Annotated in this window: 18 protein-coding genes; 16 read left to right on the top strand and 2 right to left on the bottom strand. The window is 66.5% G+C overall.

The genetic code is table 11. The features are described from left to right. Window positions 1-63 precede the first annotated feature (63 nt). From pdhA to AC07O0_RS07970, 13 genes are all read left to right on the top strand, one after another. Entirely contained in the window at window positions 64-1,149 is a 1,086-nt protein-coding gene (pdhA, locus tag AC07O0_RS08030) for a pyruvate dehydrogenase (acetyl-transferring) E1 component subunit alpha (protein ID WP_494621717.1), read from the top strand. Between the two features lie 65 nt (window positions 1,150-1,214). Further along, complete coding sequence (locus AC07O0_RS08025) at window positions 1,215-2,621, top strand: pyruvate dehydrogenase complex E1 component subunit beta (RefSeq protein WP_494621715.1); 1,407 nt, start codon at window positions 1,215-1,217, stop codon at window positions 2,619-2,621. Window positions 2,622-3,083: 462 nt separating this feature from the next. Then, window positions 3,084-4,436 (top strand): pyruvate dehydrogenase complex dihydrolipoamide acetyltransferase, encoded by a 1,353-nt coding sequence (locus AC07O0_RS08020; RefSeq protein WP_494621713.1) that lies wholly within the window; start codon window positions 3,084-3,086, stop codon window positions 4,434-4,436. Window positions 4,437-4,480: 44 nt separating this feature from the next. After that, window positions 4,481-5,242, top strand: a complete 762-nt coding sequence (locus AC07O0_RS08015) for a hypothetical protein (RefSeq protein ID WP_494621711.1) — start codon at window positions 4,481-4,483, stop codon at window positions 5,240-5,242. Then, window positions 5,239-5,931 (top strand): SGNH/GDSL hydrolase family protein, encoded by a 693-nt coding sequence (locus AC07O0_RS08010; protein ID WP_494621709.1) that lies wholly within the window; start codon window positions 5,239-5,241, stop codon window positions 5,929-5,931. The genes AC07O0_RS08015 and AC07O0_RS08010 overlap by 4 nt, the downstream gene beginning before the upstream one ends. Before the next feature lie 74 nt (window positions 5,932-6,005). Then, window positions 6,006-7,445: a dihydrolipoyl dehydrogenase gene (gene lpdA, locus AC07O0_RS08005; RefSeq protein WP_494621707.1), complete on the top strand. Its 1,440-nt coding sequence runs from the start codon at window positions 6,006-6,008 to the stop codon at window positions 7,443-7,445. Next, on the top strand, window positions 7,442-8,002 hold the full coding sequence (locus AC07O0_RS08000) for an RDD family protein (protein ID WP_494621705.1): 561 nt from the start codon (window positions 7,442-7,444) through the stop codon (window positions 8,000-8,002). The genes lpdA and AC07O0_RS08000 overlap by 4 nt, the downstream gene beginning before the upstream one ends. Window positions 8,003-8,039: 37 nt before the next feature. Next, a complete protein-coding gene (locus tag AC07O0_RS07995; protein ID WP_454027489.1) occupies window positions 8,040-8,288 on the top strand; it encodes a GlsB/YeaQ/YmgE family stress response membrane protein in 249 nt (82 codons plus the stop codon). Window positions 8,289-8,334: 46 nt separating this feature from the next. Further along, a complete protein-coding gene (locus AC07O0_RS07990; protein ID WP_494621703.1) occupies window positions 8,335-8,670 on the top strand; it encodes a GlsB/YeaQ/YmgE family stress response membrane protein in 336 nt (111 codons plus the stop codon). A gap of 71 nt (window positions 8,671-8,741) precedes the next feature. Continuing rightward, complete coding sequence (locus AC07O0_RS07985) at window positions 8,742-9,017, top strand: GlsB/YeaQ/YmgE family stress response membrane protein (protein ID WP_494621701.1); 276 nt, start codon at window positions 8,742-8,744, stop codon at window positions 9,015-9,017. A 97-nt stretch (window positions 9,018-9,114) separates the two neighbouring features. Further along, complete coding sequence (lipA, locus tag AC07O0_RS07980) at window positions 9,115-10,113, top strand: lipoyl synthase (RefSeq protein WP_494621699.1); 999 nt, start codon at window positions 9,115-9,117, stop codon at window positions 10,111-10,113. A 14-nt stretch (window positions 10,114-10,127) separates the two neighbouring features. Continuing rightward, window positions 10,128-10,598, top strand: a complete 471-nt coding sequence (locus AC07O0_RS07975; RefSeq protein WP_494621697.1) for a type II toxin-antitoxin system RatA family toxin — start codon at window positions 10,128-10,130, stop codon at window positions 10,596-10,598. A gap of 48 nt (window positions 10,599-10,646) precedes the next feature. Beyond that, window positions 10,647-12,758, top strand: coding sequence for a fused MFS/spermidine synthase (locus AC07O0_RS07970; protein WP_494621695.1), 2,112 nt, complete (start codon window positions 10,647-10,649; stop codon window positions 12,756-12,758). A gap of 23 nt (window positions 12,759-12,781) precedes the next feature. Here the strand turns inward: AC07O0_RS07970 and AC07O0_RS07965 are convergent, their stop codons facing one another. Further along, window positions 12,782-13,273, bottom strand: coding sequence for a CinA family protein (locus tag AC07O0_RS07965; protein ID WP_494621693.1), 492 nt, complete (start codon window positions 13,271-13,273; stop codon window positions 12,782-12,784). 4 nt (window positions 13,274-13,277) lie between these two features. Beyond that, window positions 13,278-14,471, bottom strand: a complete 1,194-nt coding sequence (locus AC07O0_RS07960; protein ID WP_494621691.1) for a bifunctional 2-C-methyl-D-erythritol 4-phosphate cytidylyltransferase/2-C-methyl-D-erythritol 2,4-cyclodiphosphate synthase — start codon at window positions 14,469-14,471, stop codon at window positions 13,278-13,280. 182 nt (window positions 14,472-14,653) lie between these two features. On the opposite strand from AC07O0_RS07960, the gene dusB reads away from it, so the two are divergent. The 3 genes from dusB to ntrC all read left to right on the top strand — a co-directional run bounded on the left by dusB (window position 14,654) and on the right by ntrC (window position 18,310). Next, on the top strand, window positions 14,654-15,673 hold the full coding sequence (dusB, locus tag AC07O0_RS07955) for a tRNA dihydrouridine synthase DusB (RefSeq protein ID WP_494621689.1): 1,020 nt from the start codon (window positions 14,654-14,656) through the stop codon (window positions 15,671-15,673). 107 nt (window positions 15,674-15,780) lie between these two features. Then, window positions 15,781-16,833 (top strand): two-component system sensor histidine kinase NtrB, encoded by a 1,053-nt coding sequence (locus AC07O0_RS07950; RefSeq protein ID WP_494622372.1) that lies wholly within the window; start codon window positions 15,781-15,783, stop codon window positions 16,831-16,833. A 25-nt stretch (window positions 16,834-16,858) separates the two neighbouring features. After that, entirely contained in the window at window positions 16,859-18,310 is a 1,452-nt protein-coding gene (gene ntrC / locus AC07O0_RS07945) for a nitrogen regulation protein NR(I) (protein WP_494621687.1), read from the top strand. Window positions 18,311-18,401 lie beyond the last annotated feature (91 nt).

Here is an 18,401-nt window from a genome sequence, read left to right as displayed (position 1 = left end):
CGTCTCGCCAAGGCCTGGGGCTTCCTCTACAACCAAAGCAGTAGAGCTCTGGGAGGACCGTTCATGGCCATTGCCGCACGGAAGACGAAAGCAGGGGCGCCCGCCAAGGCGGCCGGAAAGGCATTGGCGAAGAGCGCTCCGAAGGGTGCGGCCAAGGCGCTTTCGAACGTCCCGACCTTCAACAAGGACGAAGAGCTTCACGCCTATCGCGAGATGCTGCTGATCCGCCGCTTCGAGGAGAAGGCGGGCCAGATGTACGGCATGGGCCTGATCGGCGGCTTCTGCCATCTCTATATCGGCCAGGAAGCCGTCGTCATCGGCATGCAGATGGCTTCGAAAGAGGGTGATCAGGTCATCACCGGCTATCGCGACCACGGTCACATGCTCGCTTGCGGCATGGAATCGCGTGGCGTGATGGCCGAGCTCACCGGCCGGCGCGGCGGCTACTCGCGCGGCAAGGGCGGCTCGATGCACATGTTCAGCCGCGAGAAGAACTTCTATGGCGGCCACGGCATTGTCGGCGCCCAGGTCTCGCTCGGTGCCGGCCTCGGCTTCGCCAACTGGTACCGCCAGGACGGACGGGTCTCGATGGCCTATTTCGGCGATGGCGCCGCCAATCAGGGCCAGGTCTATGAGAGCTTCAACATGGCCGAGCTCTGGAAGCTGCCGGTCGTGTTCGTGATCGAGAACAACCGTTACGCCATGGGCACCTCGGTCAACCGCGCCTCGGCCCAGACCGACTTCTCCAAGCGCGGCGTCTCCTTCGGCATCCCGGGCGAGCAGGTCGACGGCATGGACGTCCGGGCCGTGCGTGAGGCGGCGAACCGCGCCATCGAGCACGCCCGCTCCGGCAAGGGCCCCTACATCCTGGAAATGCAGACCTACCGCTATCGCGGCCATTCGATGTCCGACCCCGCGAAGTACCGCTCGAAGGACGAAGTCCAGCGCATGCGCGAGGAGCACGATCCGATCGAGCAGGTCCGCGCCCGCCTGACCCGCGAGCACAAGGTCGGCGAGGACGAGCTCAAGGCGATCGACGCCAAGGTCCGCGAGATCGTCAACGACGCCGCCGAATTCGCGACGCACGACCCGGAACCGGACGTCTCCGAGCTCTATACCGACATCCTGCTGGAGACGGCGCGGGCCTGACGCGCCGCGCCCATCCTCCCCGCCCTTTCAGCCCTCGCGGCCATCCCAGAACTCCGGGTGCGTAAATGCCGATCGACATTCTGATGCCCGCCCTGTCGCCGACCATGGAACAGGGCAAGCTCGCCAAATGGCTGAAAGCCGAGGGCGACAAGATCAAGGCCGGCGACATCATCGCCGAGATCGAGACCGACAAGGCGACCATGGAGGTCGAGGCGGTGGATGAAGGCGTCCTCGCCAAGATCCTGATCGCGGATGGCACCGAGAACGTTGCGGTCAACACGCCGATCGCGGTGATCGCCGCCGATGGCGAGGACGTATCCGCTGCTGCGAGTGGAGCTGCGAAGGCGGCTCCGGCTCCGCAGGCTGCGGAAGCTGCCGCTCCGGCGGCACCGGCCGAGGCGCCCGCCAGCCCGGCTCCTGCCGCAGCGCCGAGCGTTCCGGCGCAGGCGAAATCCTACGACGCCTCATCCGAATTCCCGGCCGGCGCCGAGATCGTCTCGATGACCATGCGCGAGGCGCTGCGCGACGCCATGGCCGAGGAGATGCGGCGCGACGCCGACGTTTTCGTGATGGGCGAGGAGGTCGCCGAATACCAGGGCGCCTACAAGGTCACGCAGGGGCTGCTGCAGGAGTTCGGCGCCCGTCGCGTGATCGACACCCCGATCACCGAGCACGGCTTCGCCGGCATCGGCGTCGGCGCGGCGCTGACCGGCCTCAAGCCGATCGTCGAGTTCATGACCTTCAACTTCGCCATGCAGGCGATCGACCACATCATCAACTCGGCTGCCAAGACGCTCTACATGTCCGGCGGCCAGATGGGTTGCCCAATCGTCTTCCGTGGCCCGAACGGCGCCGCCGCCCGCGTCGGCGCGCAGCACAGCCACGACTACGCCGCCTGGTACTCGAACGTGCCGGGCCTGAAGGTGGTGATGCCTTACAGCGCCTCCGATGCGAAGGGCCTGCTGAAGAGCGCGATCCGCGATCCGAACCCGGTGATCTTCCTCGAGAACGAGATCCTCTACGGCCGCTCCTTCGACGTGCCGAAGGGCGATGACTTCCTCATCCCGATCGGCAAGGCCAAGGTCGTGCGTCCCGGCAACGACGTCACCATCGTCTCCTTCGGCATCGGCATGACCTATGCGCTCGGCGCCGCCGAAGCGCTGGCCAAGGAAGGCATCGACGCCGAGGTCATCGACCTGCGCACCATCCGGCCGATGGACATCGAGACGGTCATCGCCTCCGTGCAGAAGACCAATCGCTGCGTCGCGGTCGAGGAAGGCTTCCCGCAGTCCGGCGTCACCGCCGAGATCGGCATGAAGATCATGGAAGCGGCATTCGATTATCTCGATGCGCCCGTCGCGCGCGTCACCGGCAAGGACGTGCCGATGCCCTACGCCGCAAATCTCGAAAAGCTGGCGCTGCCGAACATTGGCGAGGTCGTCGCGGCGGCCAAGGCCGTCTGCTACCGCTGAGAGGGCGAGAGATGGCGCTGTCCCGCGGGCCGAACAGAAACCAGACATCGCTCACCGCGTGTCTGCTCTGCTTCGGCGCGCTGCCGGTAGCCGAGGCGATCGCGCAGCCGACCAGGGCAGCTGTCAAGCCGACGCCCTTCGTCCACGCTGAGTTCGAACGTCTTTCGCCTGCAAGCCGCGCTCAGTCGGTCGATCGGCTGGCGCAGCGCGCATGGGGCCGGTCATGCGTCAACTCCAGCCAATCTCTGGCTGCGCTCGGACCAAAGGCTGCGTCATGGCACGTGACCTGTAACCGGAGCGGGCAAGTCGACTACATGCTGCTCCTTCCGGTTCGGTCTCGAGAGGAAGGCGCCATGCTGATTTATTGCGGACCATCGACCGCAGGCGGCCGCGCCTGCGCTGTGAACTAACAACCTCATGCCCCGATACGCGCTTTTCAGCGATCAAGAGTGAGCTGATGCCATGCCCGTGAACATCCTGATGCCCGCGCTCTCGCCGACGATGGAGAAGGGCAATCTCGCCAAATGGCTGAAGAAGGAAGGCGACACGATCAAGTCCGGCGACATCATCGCCGAGATCGAGACCGATAAGGCGACCATGGAGGTCGAGGCGGTCGACGAGGGCATCCTCGCCAGGATCGTCGTACCGGAAGGCACCGCCGATGTCGCGGTCAACGAGATCATCGGCGTGATCGCCGGCGAGGGTGAGGATGCGAAGAGCGTCTCGGCCCCCAGTGCTGCGCCGGCCAAGAGCGAGCCCGCCCCGAAGGCGGACGGCAAGGCGGGCGAACCAGCTCCGGCTGCTGCTCCGGCCCCGACCCCGGCCGCTGCTCCGGCACCGGCCGCGCAGGCTGCGGCGCCCGCATCCGGCGATCGCCCCTTCGCCTCGCCGCTGGCGCGCCGCCTCGCCAAGGATGCCGGCATCGACCTCGGCAAGGTCCAGGGCTCGGGCCCGCATGGGCGTATCGTCGAGAAGGACATCGAGGCCGCCAAGCAGGGCGGAGCTGCCAAGGTTGCGCCAGCTCCCGCGGCTGGCGCACCCGCTGCGCCGAAGCCCGCCGCGCCGCTCGCGAGCGGCCCCTCGGACGAGCAGACCAAGAAGCTGTTCGCGCCGGGCTCCTATGAGGAGATCCCGCATGACGGCATGCGCAAGACGATCGCGCGCCGCCTGACCGAAGCCAAGCAGACGATTCCGCACTTCTACGTCACGCTCGATTGCGAGCTCGATGCGCTCTTGAAGCTGCGCGCCGAGCTCAATGCCGCGGCGCCCGAGAAGGACGGCAAGCCGGCTTACAAGCTCTCGGTCAACGACATGGTGATCAAGGCGCTCGCGCTGGCGCTCAGGGCCGTGCCGGACGCCAACGTCTCCTGGACCGATGGCGCCATGCTCAAGCACAAGCATGCCGATGTCGGCGTCGCCGTCTCGATCCCGGGCGGCCTGATCACCCCGATCGTGCGCGATGCCTGCCACAAGACGCTGAGCCAGATCTCCAACGAGATGAAGGACATGGCGGCACGGGCTAAAGCGCGCAAGCTGAAGCCGGAGGAGTATCAGGGCGGCACCTCGGCGGTCTCGAACCTCGGCATGTTCGGCGTCAAGGACTTCGCCGCGGTGATCAACCCGCCGCATGCGACGATCCTGGCGGTCGGTGCCGGCGAGCAGCGCGCCGTGGTCAAGGGCGGCCAGCTTGCGGTCGCGACCGTGATGTCGGTGACGCTCTCGACCGACCACCGCGCCGTCGACGGCGCGCTCGGCGCCGAGCTGCTCCAGGCCTTCAAGGGCTATATCGAGAAGCCGATGGCGATGCTGGTCTAGCGCGCCAGTGGCGGGCCGACATGGCGCGGCGGAGCGGTGAGCGCATGAGTGAGGGACGGGCGATATCCCAAGCTGCGAGGAAGCAATCTGCCGGGCTCTGGCAGGTGCGATGGGCCGGTGCCATCACGGCGGCAGCTCTTGTGCTCGGGCTTGCCGGGTGCGTCTCGTCGTCGGAACAGGCGCAGACCGCGCCCGCCCCGGCAGCCAATCATCCCCCCGTGGTCGAGTTCGGTCCGGGCGTCTCGAGCCAGTTCCGCCGCGCCCGCAACATCTTTTCAGCGCGGCCGGTACTGACGCAGGCCGAATACACGGCGCGCAACGCTGCTCCCAGGGGCGCTTCGCTGCCGAGCGCGGCGGCCGATCCGGAGATGGTCGCGGCTTTCTTCGGCGACCGCACCATCCTGACTCACAGCGCCCAGCACGGCACCCAGGTCGAGTACATCGCCGCAAACGGCGACAGCTTCCTCTGGTACCCGGGCAATGACGCGATCCTGCGCGGCGCCTTCGCCGTGCTCTGGGAGAACGCCTCAGCCGAGATCGACGACCCGCAGGAGGGCCGCTACCGCGGCCAGGTCAAGCTCAACTATGTCTGCTTCCGCTACGGGGCGAACACCTACAACCCGGTCACGGGCCATCGCGGCGGCGGCTTCGAATGCGGCACCTATGCGCGCCAGCGCGAGACCGTGAAGGAAACCCGCAAGGGCGACGTCTTCGGCCTGGCGGCGCGCACCTCGGCGCCGTTCCCGCTCGGGCGCGAGGCACAGACGATCGCCGCACTGCAGAAGCGTGTGGGAGCATCGCGATGACCCGCCAGGCCCGCATTCTCGCTTTCGGCGATTCCCTGACCTGGGGCCGGATCGCCAACCGGCCGGAGCGACATGGCGACGATGTGCGCTGGCCGCGCGTACTGGAGAAGGCGCTCGGCGGCTACGCCACGGTGATTGAGGAAGGGCTCAACGGGCGGCGGATCGCGCTTGAGGACCCCTTGCGGCCCTATCGCTCCGGCATCTCGCTGCTGCCGCTCTTCATCGAGTGCCATGCGCCGCTCGATCTCGTCATCCTGATGCTCGGCACCAATGACTGCCAGCGCCAGCACTCGCTCGCGCCCTACGACGTCGCGCGCTCGATGCGGATGCTGGCGCAGGTGGCGCAGCGTCCGCCGGTCGAGCCCGGCATGCCTGTGCCGGAGGTGCTGATCGTCGCGCCGCCTGTCGTGCGCGGGCCTGATGATCCCGAGCACGAGGCCAACTTCTTCATGGAAGGCGCGCCCGAGAAGATGGCGCTGCTGGCGACCTATTATCGCCGCATCGCCGATGAGATCGGGGTCAGCTTCTTCGACGCGGCGGCGGTCGCGACGGTGACCGGCGAGGACGGCATCCATCTCGACGCCGACAACACCCGCGCGATCGGCCTGGCGCTTGCGCCGGTCGTGGACGGACTGCTCGGCCTTCCGCTGCCGGCGCGCGGGCCGGCGCTGCGGATCGCGGGCCCGTAGACGACATTCGACCGGGGCTTGCCCCGCAACAGCAACACTGCCCGCGGTGGGCAGAACGAGCCGAGGCATTTCCCATGGCTGACTACGACATCATCATCATCGGCTCCGGCCCCGGCGGCTATGTCGCGGCGATCCGGGCGGCGCAGCTCGGCTTCAAGACCGCGATCGTCGAGCGCGAGCATCTCGCCGGCATCTGCTCGAACTGGGGCTGCATCCCGACCAAGGCGCTGCTGCGCTCGGCCGAGATCCTGCACTACGGCCAGCACGCCAAGGATTACGGGCTGACGCTGGAAGGCTCGTTCAAGGCCGATCTCGAGGCGGTGGTGAAGCGCTCGCGCGGCATCGCGGTCAGGATGAACAACGGCGTCCAGTTCCTGATGAAGAAGAACAAGGTCGACGTGATCTGGGGCGAGGCCAAGCTCACCAAGGCCAACACCATCGTCGTCGCCCCGACCAAGAAGCCGGCCATGCAGCCGCAGGGACCGGTGCCGAAGGGCGCCAAGGGCGAGGGCACCTACACCGCCGACCACATCATCGTCGCGACCGGCGCCCGCCCGCGCGCGCTGCCGGGGCTGGAGCCGGACGGCAAGCTGATCTGGACCTATTTCGAGGCGCTGGTGCCGCCGACCATGCCGAAATCGCTGGTGGTGATGGGCTCGGGCGCGATCGGCATCGAGTTCGCCTCGTTCTACCGCACGTTAGGGGCCGAGGTGACGGTGGTCGAGATCATGCCGCAGGTGGTTCCGGTCGAGGATGCCGAGATCGGGGCCTTCGCCCGCAAGGCCTTCGAGAAGCAGGGCATGAAGATCCTGACCTCGACCAAGGTCACCAAGGTCGAGAAGGGAGCGAATTCCGTCACCGCCCATGTCGAGGATGAGAAGGGCAACAAGCAGACGATCACCGCCGAGCGGATGATCTCGGCGGTCGGCGTCGTCGCCAATGTCGAGAATCTCGGCCTGGAGGCGCTCGGCGTGAAGCTCGACCGCGGCGTGATCGCGATCGACGGGCTCTGCCGCACCAATGTGAAGGGCATCTACGCGATCGGCGACGTCGCCGGCCCGCCGATGCTGGCGCACAAGGCCGAGCATGAGGCGGTGATCTGCGTCGAAGCGATCAAGGGCCTGCATCCGCACCCGATGGACAAGAACATGATCCCGGGCTGCACCTATTGCCACCCGCAGATCGCCAGCGTCGGCCTGACCGAGGCCAAGGCCAAGGAAGCCGGTCATCAGCTCAAGGTCGGCCGCTTCAACTTCGTCGCCAACGGCAAGGCGGTGGCGCTCGGCGAGGACAGCGGCATGGTCAAGACGATCTTCGACGCCAAGACCGGCAAGCTGCTCGGCGCCCACATGGTCGGCGCCGAGGTGACCGAGCTGATCCAGGGCTTCGTGGTCGCGATGAATCTCGAGACCACCGAAGAAGAGCTGATGCATACCATCTTCCCGCATCCGACCCTGTCGGAGACGATGAAGGAGGCCGTGCTCGACGCCTATGGCAAGGTGCTGAACGCTTGATCAAACACCACGCCTCGGCAGGAGAACGGGCCGTCTATGGAACCATAGACGGCCTACTCTTCCTCGTTGTCTGGAACGTGGTGATGGCTTTCGCTAACGTAAAGCCGCCTTTTAGTATCCATAAGCGCCCATACACTGAGGCACACCACCTCAGTTATCTTGAAGTGATGCTGTGGATGACGTTGGCTCTTTTGGTTGGTAGCGCAATTTTTCATCGGCTCTTGGGTGGGTCGCCAGGTAAACTCGCGATTGGCTATACGACACAGTGTGTCGATGGCAGCCGCATCGACTGGTGGCAGACGATCACACGGAGCATGTCCATGTTCGCCGTTGGAATAGTGATACTCGCCCCAGGTCCACTCGCATTCTATGTCCTAGGACTTGATCCTGCGCAGACGGCTCGACCGCTGCTTCTTGCTGGGCTGGCGCTATGGGTTGTCATGGTGCTGTATCCATCTCGCGGCAGCTATAGCATGGAGCGGAGACCGGCCATCGAGCGTTGGCTGGGTATTGAAACGGTTTGGGTGGAGACACCCACGGTTACCAGGCTAGGTTAGACGCACAGGTCACGCGAAGGCTACTGGGAGAACCGCCATGGATCTACGTGCAATTCTCGTCGCCATCGCCATCGGCGCCGTCGCCGGCTGGCTCGCCAGCATCGTCATGGGTGGCGGCGGGCTGATCCGCTACATCATCACCGGCCTGATCGGCGCCTTCGTCGGCAGCTTCCTGCTACAGGCGCTCGGTGTTAGCCTCGGCATCGGCAACCCGCTGATCTCGCAGATCGTCACCGCGACGATCGGCGCGATCGTCGTGGTTTTCCTGGCGCGGCTGATCGCCTGATCTCCCGGCGCTGGAATTCCGGCATGGCGCAGGCCATATCGGCCCGATGAGCCGCGCCCGCAAATCCGCCAAGCCCGATCGGATCGTGCCCGACGACAGGGTCGAGATCCTGCCGCCGGGCCGGAAGCTGACGTTTGATTGGGCCCGGCTGCTGCCGCCGGTCGCCTTCGGCACGGCTGCCGGCTTCATCGCCAGCCTCGTCGTCGGTGGCGGCGGCTTCCTGCGCCATGCCGTGGTTGGCCTGCTCGGCATGCTGGTCGGGCAGGGCATCGTCCATATCACCGGCTGGCGGGCGAGCACCGGCTATCGTTTTCTCGACTCGATGGCGATGGCAGTGATCGGCGCGATCCTGGTCGTGCTGCTGGCGCGCTTCATCGCCTGAGGAACCAAGGCACGCGCCGCGCGTTGTCGTCGGCGGCCGCACGGCCGGTCTTTGAGGGCAGGGGGATTGCCATGAACGACCAGATCTATGCCGCGCTCGGCACGCCGGGCTACGGCTTCTTCATGACGCTGCTGATCGGCATGATCGCCGGCTGGATCGCCGAGCGCGTCACTTCGTCCGACCACGGGCTCTTCACCAACATGATCGTCGGTGTCGCCGGCTCCTTCGTCGGCAGCCGCATCGCCGAGCTCATGGATATCTCGATCTTCGGCTTCTGGCGGACCCTGATCGCAGCGATCGCCGGCGCCTGCCTGCTGATCGTGGTCTGGCGCGCCGTGCGCAACTGAGCCGATCGCGCCGCGCGGGTTGCTCGCGAGGCACTTCGGCATTAGCTAGACGGGAGTGGCCGCGCCTTGCTGTGCGGTGCCAGTAACGGACCCGTCCATGGCCGTCGTGCTCGACCTCCTCAACCGCGATCCGCGCCCCAATGCCGGCAACCCGAAATCCGAGGTGAAGCCGGAGCTGCGCCATCCGGAGAAGCAGAAGCGGCCGGAGAACCCGATCCTGCGCAAGCCGGACTGGATTCGGGTCAAGGCGCCGGGCTCGCCGAAATGGGCCGAGACCCAGAAGATCGTGAAGGCCGAGAAGCTGGTCACCGTCTGCGAGGAGGCGGGCTGCCCCAATATCGGCGAGTGCTGGGAGAAGAAGCACGCCACCTTCATGATCATGGGCGACACCTGCACGCGCGCCTGTGCCTTCTGCAACGTCAAGACCGGTGTGCCCGAGGCGCTCGATCATGACGAGCCGCGCAAGGTCGCCGACGCCGTCGCCAAGCTCGGCCTCGAGCATGTCGTGATCACCTCGGTTGACCGCGACGATCTCAAGGATGGCGGCGCCGAGCACTTCGCCCGCGTCATCCGCGCCATCCGCGAGGCCTCGCCCGGCACGACGATCGAGATCCTGACGCCCGATTTCCTGCGCAAGCCCGGCGCGCTCGAGATCGTCGTCGCGGCCAAGCCCGACGTCTTCAACCACAATCTCGAGACGGTGCCCGGCAAGTACCTGAAGGTTCGCCCCGGCGCCCGCTATTTCCACTCGCTGCGCCTGCTGCAGCAGGTGAAGGAGCTCGACCCGACCATCTTCACCAAGTCCGGCATCATGGTCGGCCTCGGCGAGGAGCGGAACGAGGTCCTGCAATTGATGGACGATCTGCGCTCGGCCGAAGTCGACTTCATCACCATCGGCCAGTACCTGGCGCCCTCGCGCAAGCATCACGCGGTGATGCGCTTCGTCACGCCGGACGAGTTCAAGAGTTTCGAGACCATCGCCTATGTGAAGGGCTTCCTGATGGTCTCCTCGACCCCGCTGACGCGCTCCTCCCACCATGCCGGCGAGGACTTCGCCAAGCTTCGTGCGGCGCGCGCGGCCAAGCTCGGTAACTGATCGGCTCAGCATCCATGCCGATGTTCAACAGCACCCGCCGGGTGAAGCATTCGCCCGCAGAGATGTATGCGCTCGTGGCAGATGTCGAGAAATACCCGCAGTTCCTGCCGCTCTGCGAGGGGCTTACGGTTCGCCGGCGCACACCGCGCGACGGCGGCGGCGAGGTGGTGCTCGCCGACATGACCGTCGGCTACAAGGCGATCCGCGAGACCTTCACCAGCCGCGTCACGCTGGACCCGACGAATTTGAAGATCCTGGTCGAATATGTCGACGGGCCGTTCCGTTATCTTGAGAACCGCTGGAGCTTCAAGCTGCACGACAAGGGCTGTGAAATCGGCTTCTTCATCTCCTATGAATTCGCCAGCCGCATGCTCGGCCTGCTGATGGGCGCGATGTTCGACAAGGCCTTCCACAAGTTCGCCGAAGCCTTCGAGAAACGTGCCGATGCAATCTACGGGCGAAACAGCCCGGCCGCACTCACCTAGTCTTAAGCTGTCCGTGTCACTGTTCCGCTGTTCTGGCAGGGGGACGGCATGGAATCTCCAGTGGTATCGGCGCGCACCAGTGTCGAAGCGCGTCGATTGAGTGTGACGCTACCGGTCTTCGCCGGCACGATCTTCCTCTCCGCCTTCCTCCTCTTCGGCATCCAGCCGATGTTTGCCAAGATGGTCCTGCCGAAGCTTGGCGGCTCGCCGGCCGTCTGGTCGACGGCGATGGTCTTCTTCCAGGCCATGCTGCTGGCGGGCTATGCCTATGCCCATTGGCTGGTGAGCCGCTTCAGCGTGCGGCGCGCCGCCCTGATCCACATCGTCGTGATGGTTGCCGTCCTGGCGACCTCGCTGCCGATCGGCATCGCCGCGGGCTTCGAGCGGCCGCCGCAACAGGGCGAATTCGCCTGGCTCTTGCTGCTCTTCACCGCTTCGGTCGGCTTGCCCTTCTTCGCGGTCTCGGCAAATGGGCCGCTGCTGCAGGCCTGGTTCGCACGTACCGGGCACGAGCATGCGCGCGATCCATACTTCCTCTACGCCGCCTCCAATATCGGCAGCTTTCTCGCCTTGCTCGCCTATCCCTTCGCGGTCGAGCCGGTCTTGAGACTGGCGACGCAGGCCACGGCCTGGACATGGGGGTTCGGCTTGCTGCTTGCGGGGATCACTGCCTGCGCCGGCCTGAGTCTGGGGCGGTCACCGGGTGTGCGGGAAATGGCACCGCTCGTGGCCGAGCCGGTCTCGGCCAGCCGCAAGCTGCATTGGCTTTTCCTTGCCTTCGTGCCGTCGAGCCTGCTGGTCGCGGTCACCGCCCATATCTCGACGGATGTCGCGGCGAGCCCGTTGCTCTGGGTCGCGCCGCTGGCGCTGTTTCTGCTGACTTTCGTCATCGTCTTCCAGCGCAAGCCGCTGCTGCGTCACAGTTGGATGCTCGCTGCGCAGCTTCCCCTTGTCCTGGTGTTCACGGCTACGACGGCATTGGCCGTCAATATGGGCTGGGGGCTCCAGCTGCTGCTGCACCTCACAATCCTGTTCGTCACGGCGATGGTGGCCCATGGTGAGCTTGCGCGACTGCGGCCTTCGGCAGCGGGCCTGACGGGCTTCTATCTGTGGATGTCGCTCGGCGGTGTGCTCGGCGGCCTGTTCTCGGCGCTGCTCGCGCCGCTGCTGTTCAACTCCGTTGTCGAATACCCGTTGCTGGTCGTTGCCGGTATGCTCTGCCGTCCGGGATTCAGTGGAGTTCGGCTGCCGCGTGGCGGGGCGCTTGCGCTCGCCTCGGTGGCGATCATCGGCTTTGGCAGCCTCGTGTTCAGCGAAGTGTCGCGGACCGATTCCATACGCTCGTTCTTCGGCATCCATCGCATTATCGAAACCCAGGACGGCCGCTTCCGCCTGCTTGGCCATGGCAGCACGATCCATGGCGCGCAGCGGCTGCGCCATGACGATGGCACGCCGGTGTCGGGCCGTCCCGAACCTTTGACCTATTTCTACAGCGGCGGCGGCATCGTCGATGGTGTCGACTCGCTGCGCAGCGCCCATGGCGGTCTTCTGCCGGCAGTGGCGGTCATCGGCGTCGGCAGCGGCTCGCTGGCCTGTCAGAGCCGCGCCGGCGAAACCTGGGGCTTCTACGAGATCGACCCGGCCGTGATCCGCATTGCGACCGATCCCGCCCGCTTCGCCTTCTTCAGCTCCTGTGCTCCGGCGACGCCGTTCGTGATCGGCGATGCACGGCTGACGCTTGCCGATGCGCGCGATGGTTCGCTCGATCTGATCGTCGTCGACGCCTTCTCCTCCGATGCGATCCCGGTCCATCTCCTCACCGGCGAGGCACTCACGCTCTACATGCGCAAGCTCAAGCCGAATGGTGGCGTGCTCCTGCACATCTCGAACCGGAACATGGAGCTTGCTTCGGTCGTGACGGCAACCGCGGCCGCGCAGGGGCTGGTGACCTGGCTCAACACGCCTGTCCGCACAGCCGAGGATCTGCAGGCGATGAAGACCGCACCAGAGGTTGCTCTGGTCCTCCGTCCGGGCGTCGACCCCGGCCCGGTCGTGAAGCAAGGCTGGCGCGAGCAGGTCGGGCCCGGGGCGACCCGGCCGTGGAGCGACGACTACGCCGACATCGTCAGTGCGATCTGGCGCCGGCTGGTTTCCAACTGAGTGGATTCAGAGGGTGCGCGGCCTTACGACAGCGCCGCCTCTCGCAAGAGAGCGAGCGCCTCGAGCACGCTGAGGCGCCTGATCTCGTCGCGTCCCAGGGCACCGAAGCGCTTTTCGCGATGTAGCGTCCGCACGCCGCTGGCGCAGGCGAAATGCACCAGCCCCACTGGCTTGTCCTCGCTGCCGCCGTCCGGACCGGCGACGCCGGTAATCGAAACGGCGAGCTGCGACGACAGGCGCTCCCGGCCGCCTTCCGCCATGGCGCGCGCGACCGGTTCGCTGACCGCGCCGTGCTTGGCGATCAGCTCGGCCGGAACGCCGGCCAGCACCGTCTTCGCCTCGTTGGAATAGGTGACGAGGCCGCCTAGCACCATGCTCGACGAACCGGAGATCGCGGTCAGCGCCCCGGCGACGAGCCCGCCCGTGCAGGATTCGACCGTCGCAACAGTGGTGCCGCGCTCGCGTGAGATATTCAGAAGTTCGACAGCGAGCGAGCGGATATCGAGATCGAACATGGCCTTACTCCGGCTCGGGCAAGCGGATGGTGGCGGTGGCGAGCGCTGCGAGACCTTCGCCGCGCCCGGTGAAGCCGAGGCGTTCCGAGGTCGTCGCCTTGACGCCGACCTGGTCGAGGCGCAGGCCGGAAATCTCGGCGATGCGGACCCGAATCGCATCGCGATGCGGGCCGACCTTCGGCCCCTCGCAGACGATGGTCAGGTCGAGATGGTCGATCCGGCCACCACGCTGCCGGATGCGGCCGGCCGCAAAGGCGAGGAAACGATCCGACGACGCGCCGCGCCATTGCGGATCGCTCGGCGGGAAATGGCTGCCGATGTCGCCATCGGCCAGCGCGCCCAACAGCGCGTCGGTCAGCGCGTGCAGTGCGACGTCGCCGTCGGAATGGGCCACGACGCCGCGGCCATGCGGGATCCGGATGCCGCCGAGCCAGACATGGTCGCCTTCAGCAAAGGCATGGACGTCGTAGCCCGTGCCGGTACGCGTCACGAGCGGGCGGGCAAGACGCTGCTCGGCCAGCTCGAAATCGCCCGGATAGGTCAGCTTCAGGTTCATCGGATCTCCCGGGAAGGTCGCGACACGGTGGCCGGCCCATTCCATGATGGCGGAATCATCGGTGAAGCCGCCGGCTCCGGCTGTATGAGCGCTTCGGTGTGCATCGAGCAGGGCGCCGAAGTCGAAGACCTGCGGCGTCTGAACCGAAACCAGCTGTTCGCGCGGCAGGGTCTCGTCGATCAGCCCAGAGGAATCGACTCGCTTGACGGTGTCGGTGACGGCGAGCGCAGGGATCGCGGCCGCATGCCCTGCACCTGCGCCGAGCGCCCGTTCGATCAGAGTCGGCGAGACGAAGGGCCGCGCCGCGTCATGCACAAGTACCCTGCCGGTGAATCCGGAAGCGGCCAGCGCCTCCAGTCCGGCACGAACCGAATCCTGGCGGGTTTCGCCGCCCTCGACCGGCGTGACGAGCCGGGCGCGCAGATTCTCTGGAAGCTGGCCGAGCGCCTCGCCGTAGCGGGCGGCGTCGCCGGGGCCGATCACGACCAGCACGCTCCCAATCCGGCTCTCGACCAGAAACGGCGCGAGCGTGCGGCACAAAACCGGCGCGCCGCCGAGCCGCCGATATTGCTTCGGCGCTTCGGCTCCGGCACGCAGGCCGCGTCCGGCGGCAACGATCAGGGCTGCGACAGCCGGCGTCATCGATCCTCATGGCTCCAATATCAAGGCCTCGCTGATAGGACGGCCCGGCTCAGTCGCCAAGCCGTCACCGCTGCGATCGCGGCCCTGCGACGATCATCTCCGAGCACACATGTCGATATTGCATTGCAATATGTCGCGGAATTCCCTTGCGCATCGCAGCATTTGTCCAATAAATCAGCAGAATGCAGATTGCCTCAAATTCAGGCGAAGGAGTCGCGATCGGCGGATTGCTGCCTGCGTCGCGTGCCTTTCTCGCACCTATGTCGGGGGTGACGGACCTCGCGATGCGCCGGATCGCCGCGCGCTTCGGCGCCGGGCTGGTTGTCTCCGAGATGGTTGCCTCCGACGAACTCGTGCGTGGTAGCGAGGAGGCACGGCTGCGAGCCGAGGGGGCCGGCGTCACGCCACATGTCGTTCAGCTCGCCGGCTGCGAGGCGCGCTGGCTCGCCGAGGCTGCGCAGGTCGCCGAGGCGTCGGGTGCCGACATTGTCGACATCAACATGGGCTGTCCGGCGAAGCGTGTCGTCGGTGGCTGGGCCGGCTCGGCGCTGATGCGCGACCTCGACCATGCGGTCGGCCTGGTCGAGGCTGTGGTCGCTGCAGTAAAGGTGCCGGTCACGGTCAAGATGCGGCTCGGCTGGGACGACGCCAGCCGCAACGCTCCGGAGCTGGCGCGCCGGGCTGTCACCGCCGGGGCGGCTGCGATCACGGTCCATGGCCGTACGCGCCAGCAATTCTACAAGGGCGAGGCCGATTGGACAGCGATCCAGCCGGTTCGAGCCGAGGGCAGGTTCCCGCTGGTCGCCAATGGCGATGTCGGCACGCTCGCCCAGGCCCGCAGCTGCCTGGAGCAGTCGGGGGCGGACTACGTCATGGTCGGGCGCGCCGCGCTCGGCCGGCCCTGGCTGCCCGGCGCGATCGGAGCCGCGCTCGCAGGGCGCAAGCAGGTCGAGATTTCGCTGGCCGCCAAACATGAGATCGCCCGCGAGCACTACGAGGGCCTGCTCTCGCTGATGGGGCGCGAGACGGGCGTTCGTCACGCCCGCAAGCACCTGGCCGCCTATGCCGACGAAGCGCTCGCCAGCGGACTCGAGACGGACGAAACCGCGCGCCGCGAGTTGCTGACCACGAATGAGCCTGCGCGCGCCATCGCGGCGCTCGCACAGTTGTTCTCCACCGATCATCTCGGCGCCGCCGCCTGACCATGAAAGCCCTGCCTATGACGATGGCGATGTTCAACGATGGCGCGGAGGGGCAGCACGAAGCCTTGTACGACCTTCTTGAAGTCCAGGCACTCAACGTCCTGCCGATGCCCGTGCTGGTGATCGGCGAGGGGCATGGCGTGCTCTACGCCAACACTGCCGCCGAGGATTTTTTCCAGGCCAGCGCGCTCGTGCTGAAGCGCCAGCGCCTCGATGATCTCGTCGCCTTCGGCTCGCCGGTCCTTGGATTGGTCGAGGAGGTGCAGCGGCGCGGCGCCAGTGTCAGCGAGTACCGGCTCGAGCTCGCCTCGCCGCGGCTCGGCCTCGACCGGGTGGTCGACGTTTTTGCCTCCTTGCTGCCCAGCCAGCCGGATGCAGTGGTGCTTTTGCTGCAAGAACGGACAATTGCCGAAAAAATGGACAGGCAATTGACGCATCGAGGGGCAGCCCGCTCAATCACTGCGCTCGGCGCGATGCTGGCGCACGAGATCAAGAACCCGCTCTCCGGCATCCGCGGCGCGGCGCAATTGCTCGAAGCCTCGGTCCAGGATGATGACCGCCTGCTGACGCAGCTGATCTGCGACGAGGCCGACCGGATCGTGAAGCTGGTCGAGCGCGTCGAACTGTTCGGCGACGACCGGCCGGCCGAGCGCGGGCCGGTCAACGTCCATGACGTGCTCGACCATGTGAAGCGGCTGTCCCAGTCCGGCTTCGCCCGGCACATCCGTTTCAGCGAGGTCTACGACCCCTCGCTCCCGCCGGTCGCCGGCAATCGCGACCAGCTCGTCCAGGTGCTGCTCAATCTGGTGAAGAATGCGGCAGAGGCGATCGGCAACGACGCCATCGACGGCGAGATCACGCTGACCACCGCCTATCGCCCCGGCATCCGCATGCAGGCGCCCGGCTCGGGGGCTCGGCTCGCGTTGCCACTGGAGATCGGCATTCGCGACAACGGGCCCGGGGTGCCGCCCGACCTGCACCAGCACCTGTTCGATCCCTTCGTCACCACCAAGGCGCAGGGAAGTGGCCTTGGACTTGCACTTGTCGCCAAGGTGATCGGCGATCACGGCGGAATCGTCGAGTGCGAGTCCGTGCCGCGACGCACGACATTCCGAATTCGATTGCCCCTGCACGAGGCGAAGTCGCCTCTGGCCGGGTGAGAGGCGAGCAGGACACAGGAACCGCATGCCGACCGGTAACATTCTCATCGCCGACGACGATGCCGCGATCCGCACCGTCCTCAACCAGGCACTCGCCCGCGCTGGCTACGAGGTTCGCACGACGGGGCAGGCGGCGACGCTCTGGACCTGGGCAGCGCAGGGGCTCGGCGACCTCATCATCACCGACGTCGTGATGCCCGATGGCAATGCCTTCGATCTGCTGCCACGCATCAAGCGGGTCCGGCCCGAATTGCCGATCATCGTGATGAGCGCGCAGAACACCTTCATGACCGCGATCAAGGCCTCCGAGCGCGGTGCCTATGAATACCTGCCCAAGCCCTTCGACCTGAAGGAGCTCGTTGCCATCGTCGGGCGGGCGCTCTCGCGGCCCCGCGGCGATGCACCGCGCAATCATGCCGCCGAGCCCGAGGATATCCCGCTGGTCGGACGCTCGCCGGCGATGCAGGACGTCTACCGCGCTTTGGCGCGCCTGATGCCGATCGACCTGACCGTGATGATCAACGGCGAGTCCGGTACAGGCAAGGAGCTGGTCGCCCGTGCCCTGCACGACTACGGCAAGCGCCGCAACGGCCCCTTTGTCGCGATCAACATGGCGGCGATCCCGAAGGACCTGATCGAATCGGAGCTGTTCGGGCACGAGAAGGGCGCCTTCACCGGGGCGCTGACCCGCTCCTCCGGCCGTTTCGAGCAGGCCGAGGGCGGCACGCTCTTCCTCGACGAGATCGGCGACATGCCGATGGAGGCGCAGACGCGCCTCCTGCGCGTGCTGCAGCAGGGCGAGTACACCACGGTTGGCGGGCGCACCCCGATCAAGACCAATGTCCGTATCGTCGCCGCGACCAACAAGGATCTGCGCATCTCGATCGCGCATGGCCTGTTCCGCGAGGACCTGTTCTTCCGCCTGAACGTCGTGCCGATCCGGTTGCCGCCCCTGCGCGAACGGGTCGAGGACATCCCCGACCTCGTCCGCCATTTCTTCGCGCTGGTCGAGAAGGAGGGCCTGCCGCGCAAGCAGATCGATTCGGAGGCGATGGACGTGCTGCGGCGCTATCGCTGGCCCGGCAACGTCCGCGAGCTGGAGAATCTGGTGCGGCGACTGGCCGCGCTCTATCCGCAGGAGACGATCACCGCGCCGATTGTCGAAGCCGAGCTGCAGCCGGCGACCGGAGCTCCCATGCAGACCGCCGCCGGCGGCGCGCCGGAACGGGCGGAAACCCTGTCGGGTTCGGTCGAGCGCCATCTCAGCCAGTATTTCGGCGGTTTCGGTGACCAGATCCCGCCGCCGGGGCTCTATCACCGCATCCTGCGCGAGGTCGAACCGCCCCTGATCGCCGCAGCCCTGGCGGCGACGCGCGGCAACCAAATTCGCGCTGCCGAGCTGCTGGGACTTAATCGCAACACTTTGCGCAAGAAGATCCGCGAACTCGATATGCAGGTGGTTCGCTCGCCGCGCTAACAGCAAGGCACTGTGGCTGCCTTGCATCTGTCATATTTTGACAACACCGTTGCGGCGGCGCATCAGTGCGCCGCGTGGCGCCTTCCATGAC

The organism is Allobosea sp. GW821-FHT10B12 (genome assembly GCF_059415545.1).
Note: the sequence above shows the minus strand (reverse complement) of the source record. Positions and strands in the feature narration are given on the sequence as shown.

What these genes read in the sequence shown, in the direction of transcription:
- pdhA (WP_494621717.1), top strand. Translation starts at nt 64, where the DNA reads ATGGCCATTGCCGCACGGAAGACGAAAGCAGGGGCGCCCGCCAAGGCG.
- AC07O0_RS08025 (WP_494621715.1), top strand. Translation starts at nt 1,215, where the DNA reads ATGCCGATCGACATTCTGATGCCCGCCCTGTCGCCGACCATGGAACAG.
- AC07O0_RS08020 (WP_494621713.1), top strand. Translation starts at nt 3,084, where the DNA reads ATGCCCGTGAACATCCTGATGCCCGCGCTCTCGCCGACGATGGAGAAG.
- AC07O0_RS08015 (WP_494621711.1), top strand. Translation starts at nt 4,481, where the DNA reads ATGAGTGAGGGACGGGCGATATCCCAAGCTGCGAGGAAGCAATCTGCC.
- AC07O0_RS08010 (WP_494621709.1), top strand. Translation starts at nt 5,239, where the DNA reads ATGACCCGCCAGGCCCGCATTCTCGCTTTCGGCGATTCCCTGACCTGG.
- lpdA (WP_494621707.1), top strand. Translation starts at nt 6,006, where the DNA reads ATGGCTGACTACGACATCATCATCATCGGCTCCGGCCCCGGCGGCTAT.
- AC07O0_RS07995 (WP_454027489.1), top strand. Translation starts at nt 8,040, where the DNA reads ATGGATCTACGTGCAATTCTCGTCGCCATCGCCATCGGCGCCGTCGCC.
- AC07O0_RS07990 (WP_494621703.1), top strand. Translation starts at nt 8,335, where the DNA reads ATGAGCCGCGCCCGCAAATCCGCCAAGCCCGATCGGATCGTGCCCGAC.
- AC07O0_RS07985 (WP_494621701.1), top strand. Translation starts at nt 8,742, where the DNA reads ATGAACGACCAGATCTATGCCGCGCTCGGCACGCCGGGCTACGGCTTC.
- lipA (WP_494621699.1), top strand. Translation starts at nt 9,115, where the DNA reads ATGGCCGTCGTGCTCGACCTCCTCAACCGCGATCCGCGCCCCAATGCC.
- AC07O0_RS07975 (WP_494621697.1), top strand. Translation starts at nt 10,128, where the DNA reads ATGCCGATGTTCAACAGCACCCGCCGGGTGAAGCATTCGCCCGCAGAG.
- AC07O0_RS07970 (WP_494621695.1), top strand. Translation starts at nt 10,647, where the DNA reads ATGGAATCTCCAGTGGTATCGGCGCGCACCAGTGTCGAAGCGCGTCGA.
- AC07O0_RS07965 (WP_494621693.1), bottom strand. Translation starts at nt 13,273, where the DNA reads ATGTTCGATCTCGATATCCGCTCGCTCGCTGTCGAACTTCTGAATATC.
- AC07O0_RS07960 (WP_494621691.1), bottom strand. Translation starts at nt 14,471, where the DNA reads ATGACGCCGGCTGTCGCAGCCCTGATCGTTGCCGCCGGACGCGGCCTG.
- dusB (WP_494621689.1), top strand. Translation starts at nt 14,654, where the DNA reads ATGCAGATTGCCTCAAATTCAGGCGAAGGAGTCGCGATCGGCGGATTG.
- AC07O0_RS07950 (WP_494622372.1), top strand. Translation starts at nt 15,781, where the DNA reads ATGCCCGTGCTGGTGATCGGCGAGGGGCATGGCGTGCTCTACGCCAAC.
- ntrC (WP_494621687.1), top strand. Translation starts at nt 16,859, where the DNA reads ATGCCGACCGGTAACATTCTCATCGCCGACGACGATGCCGCGATCCGC.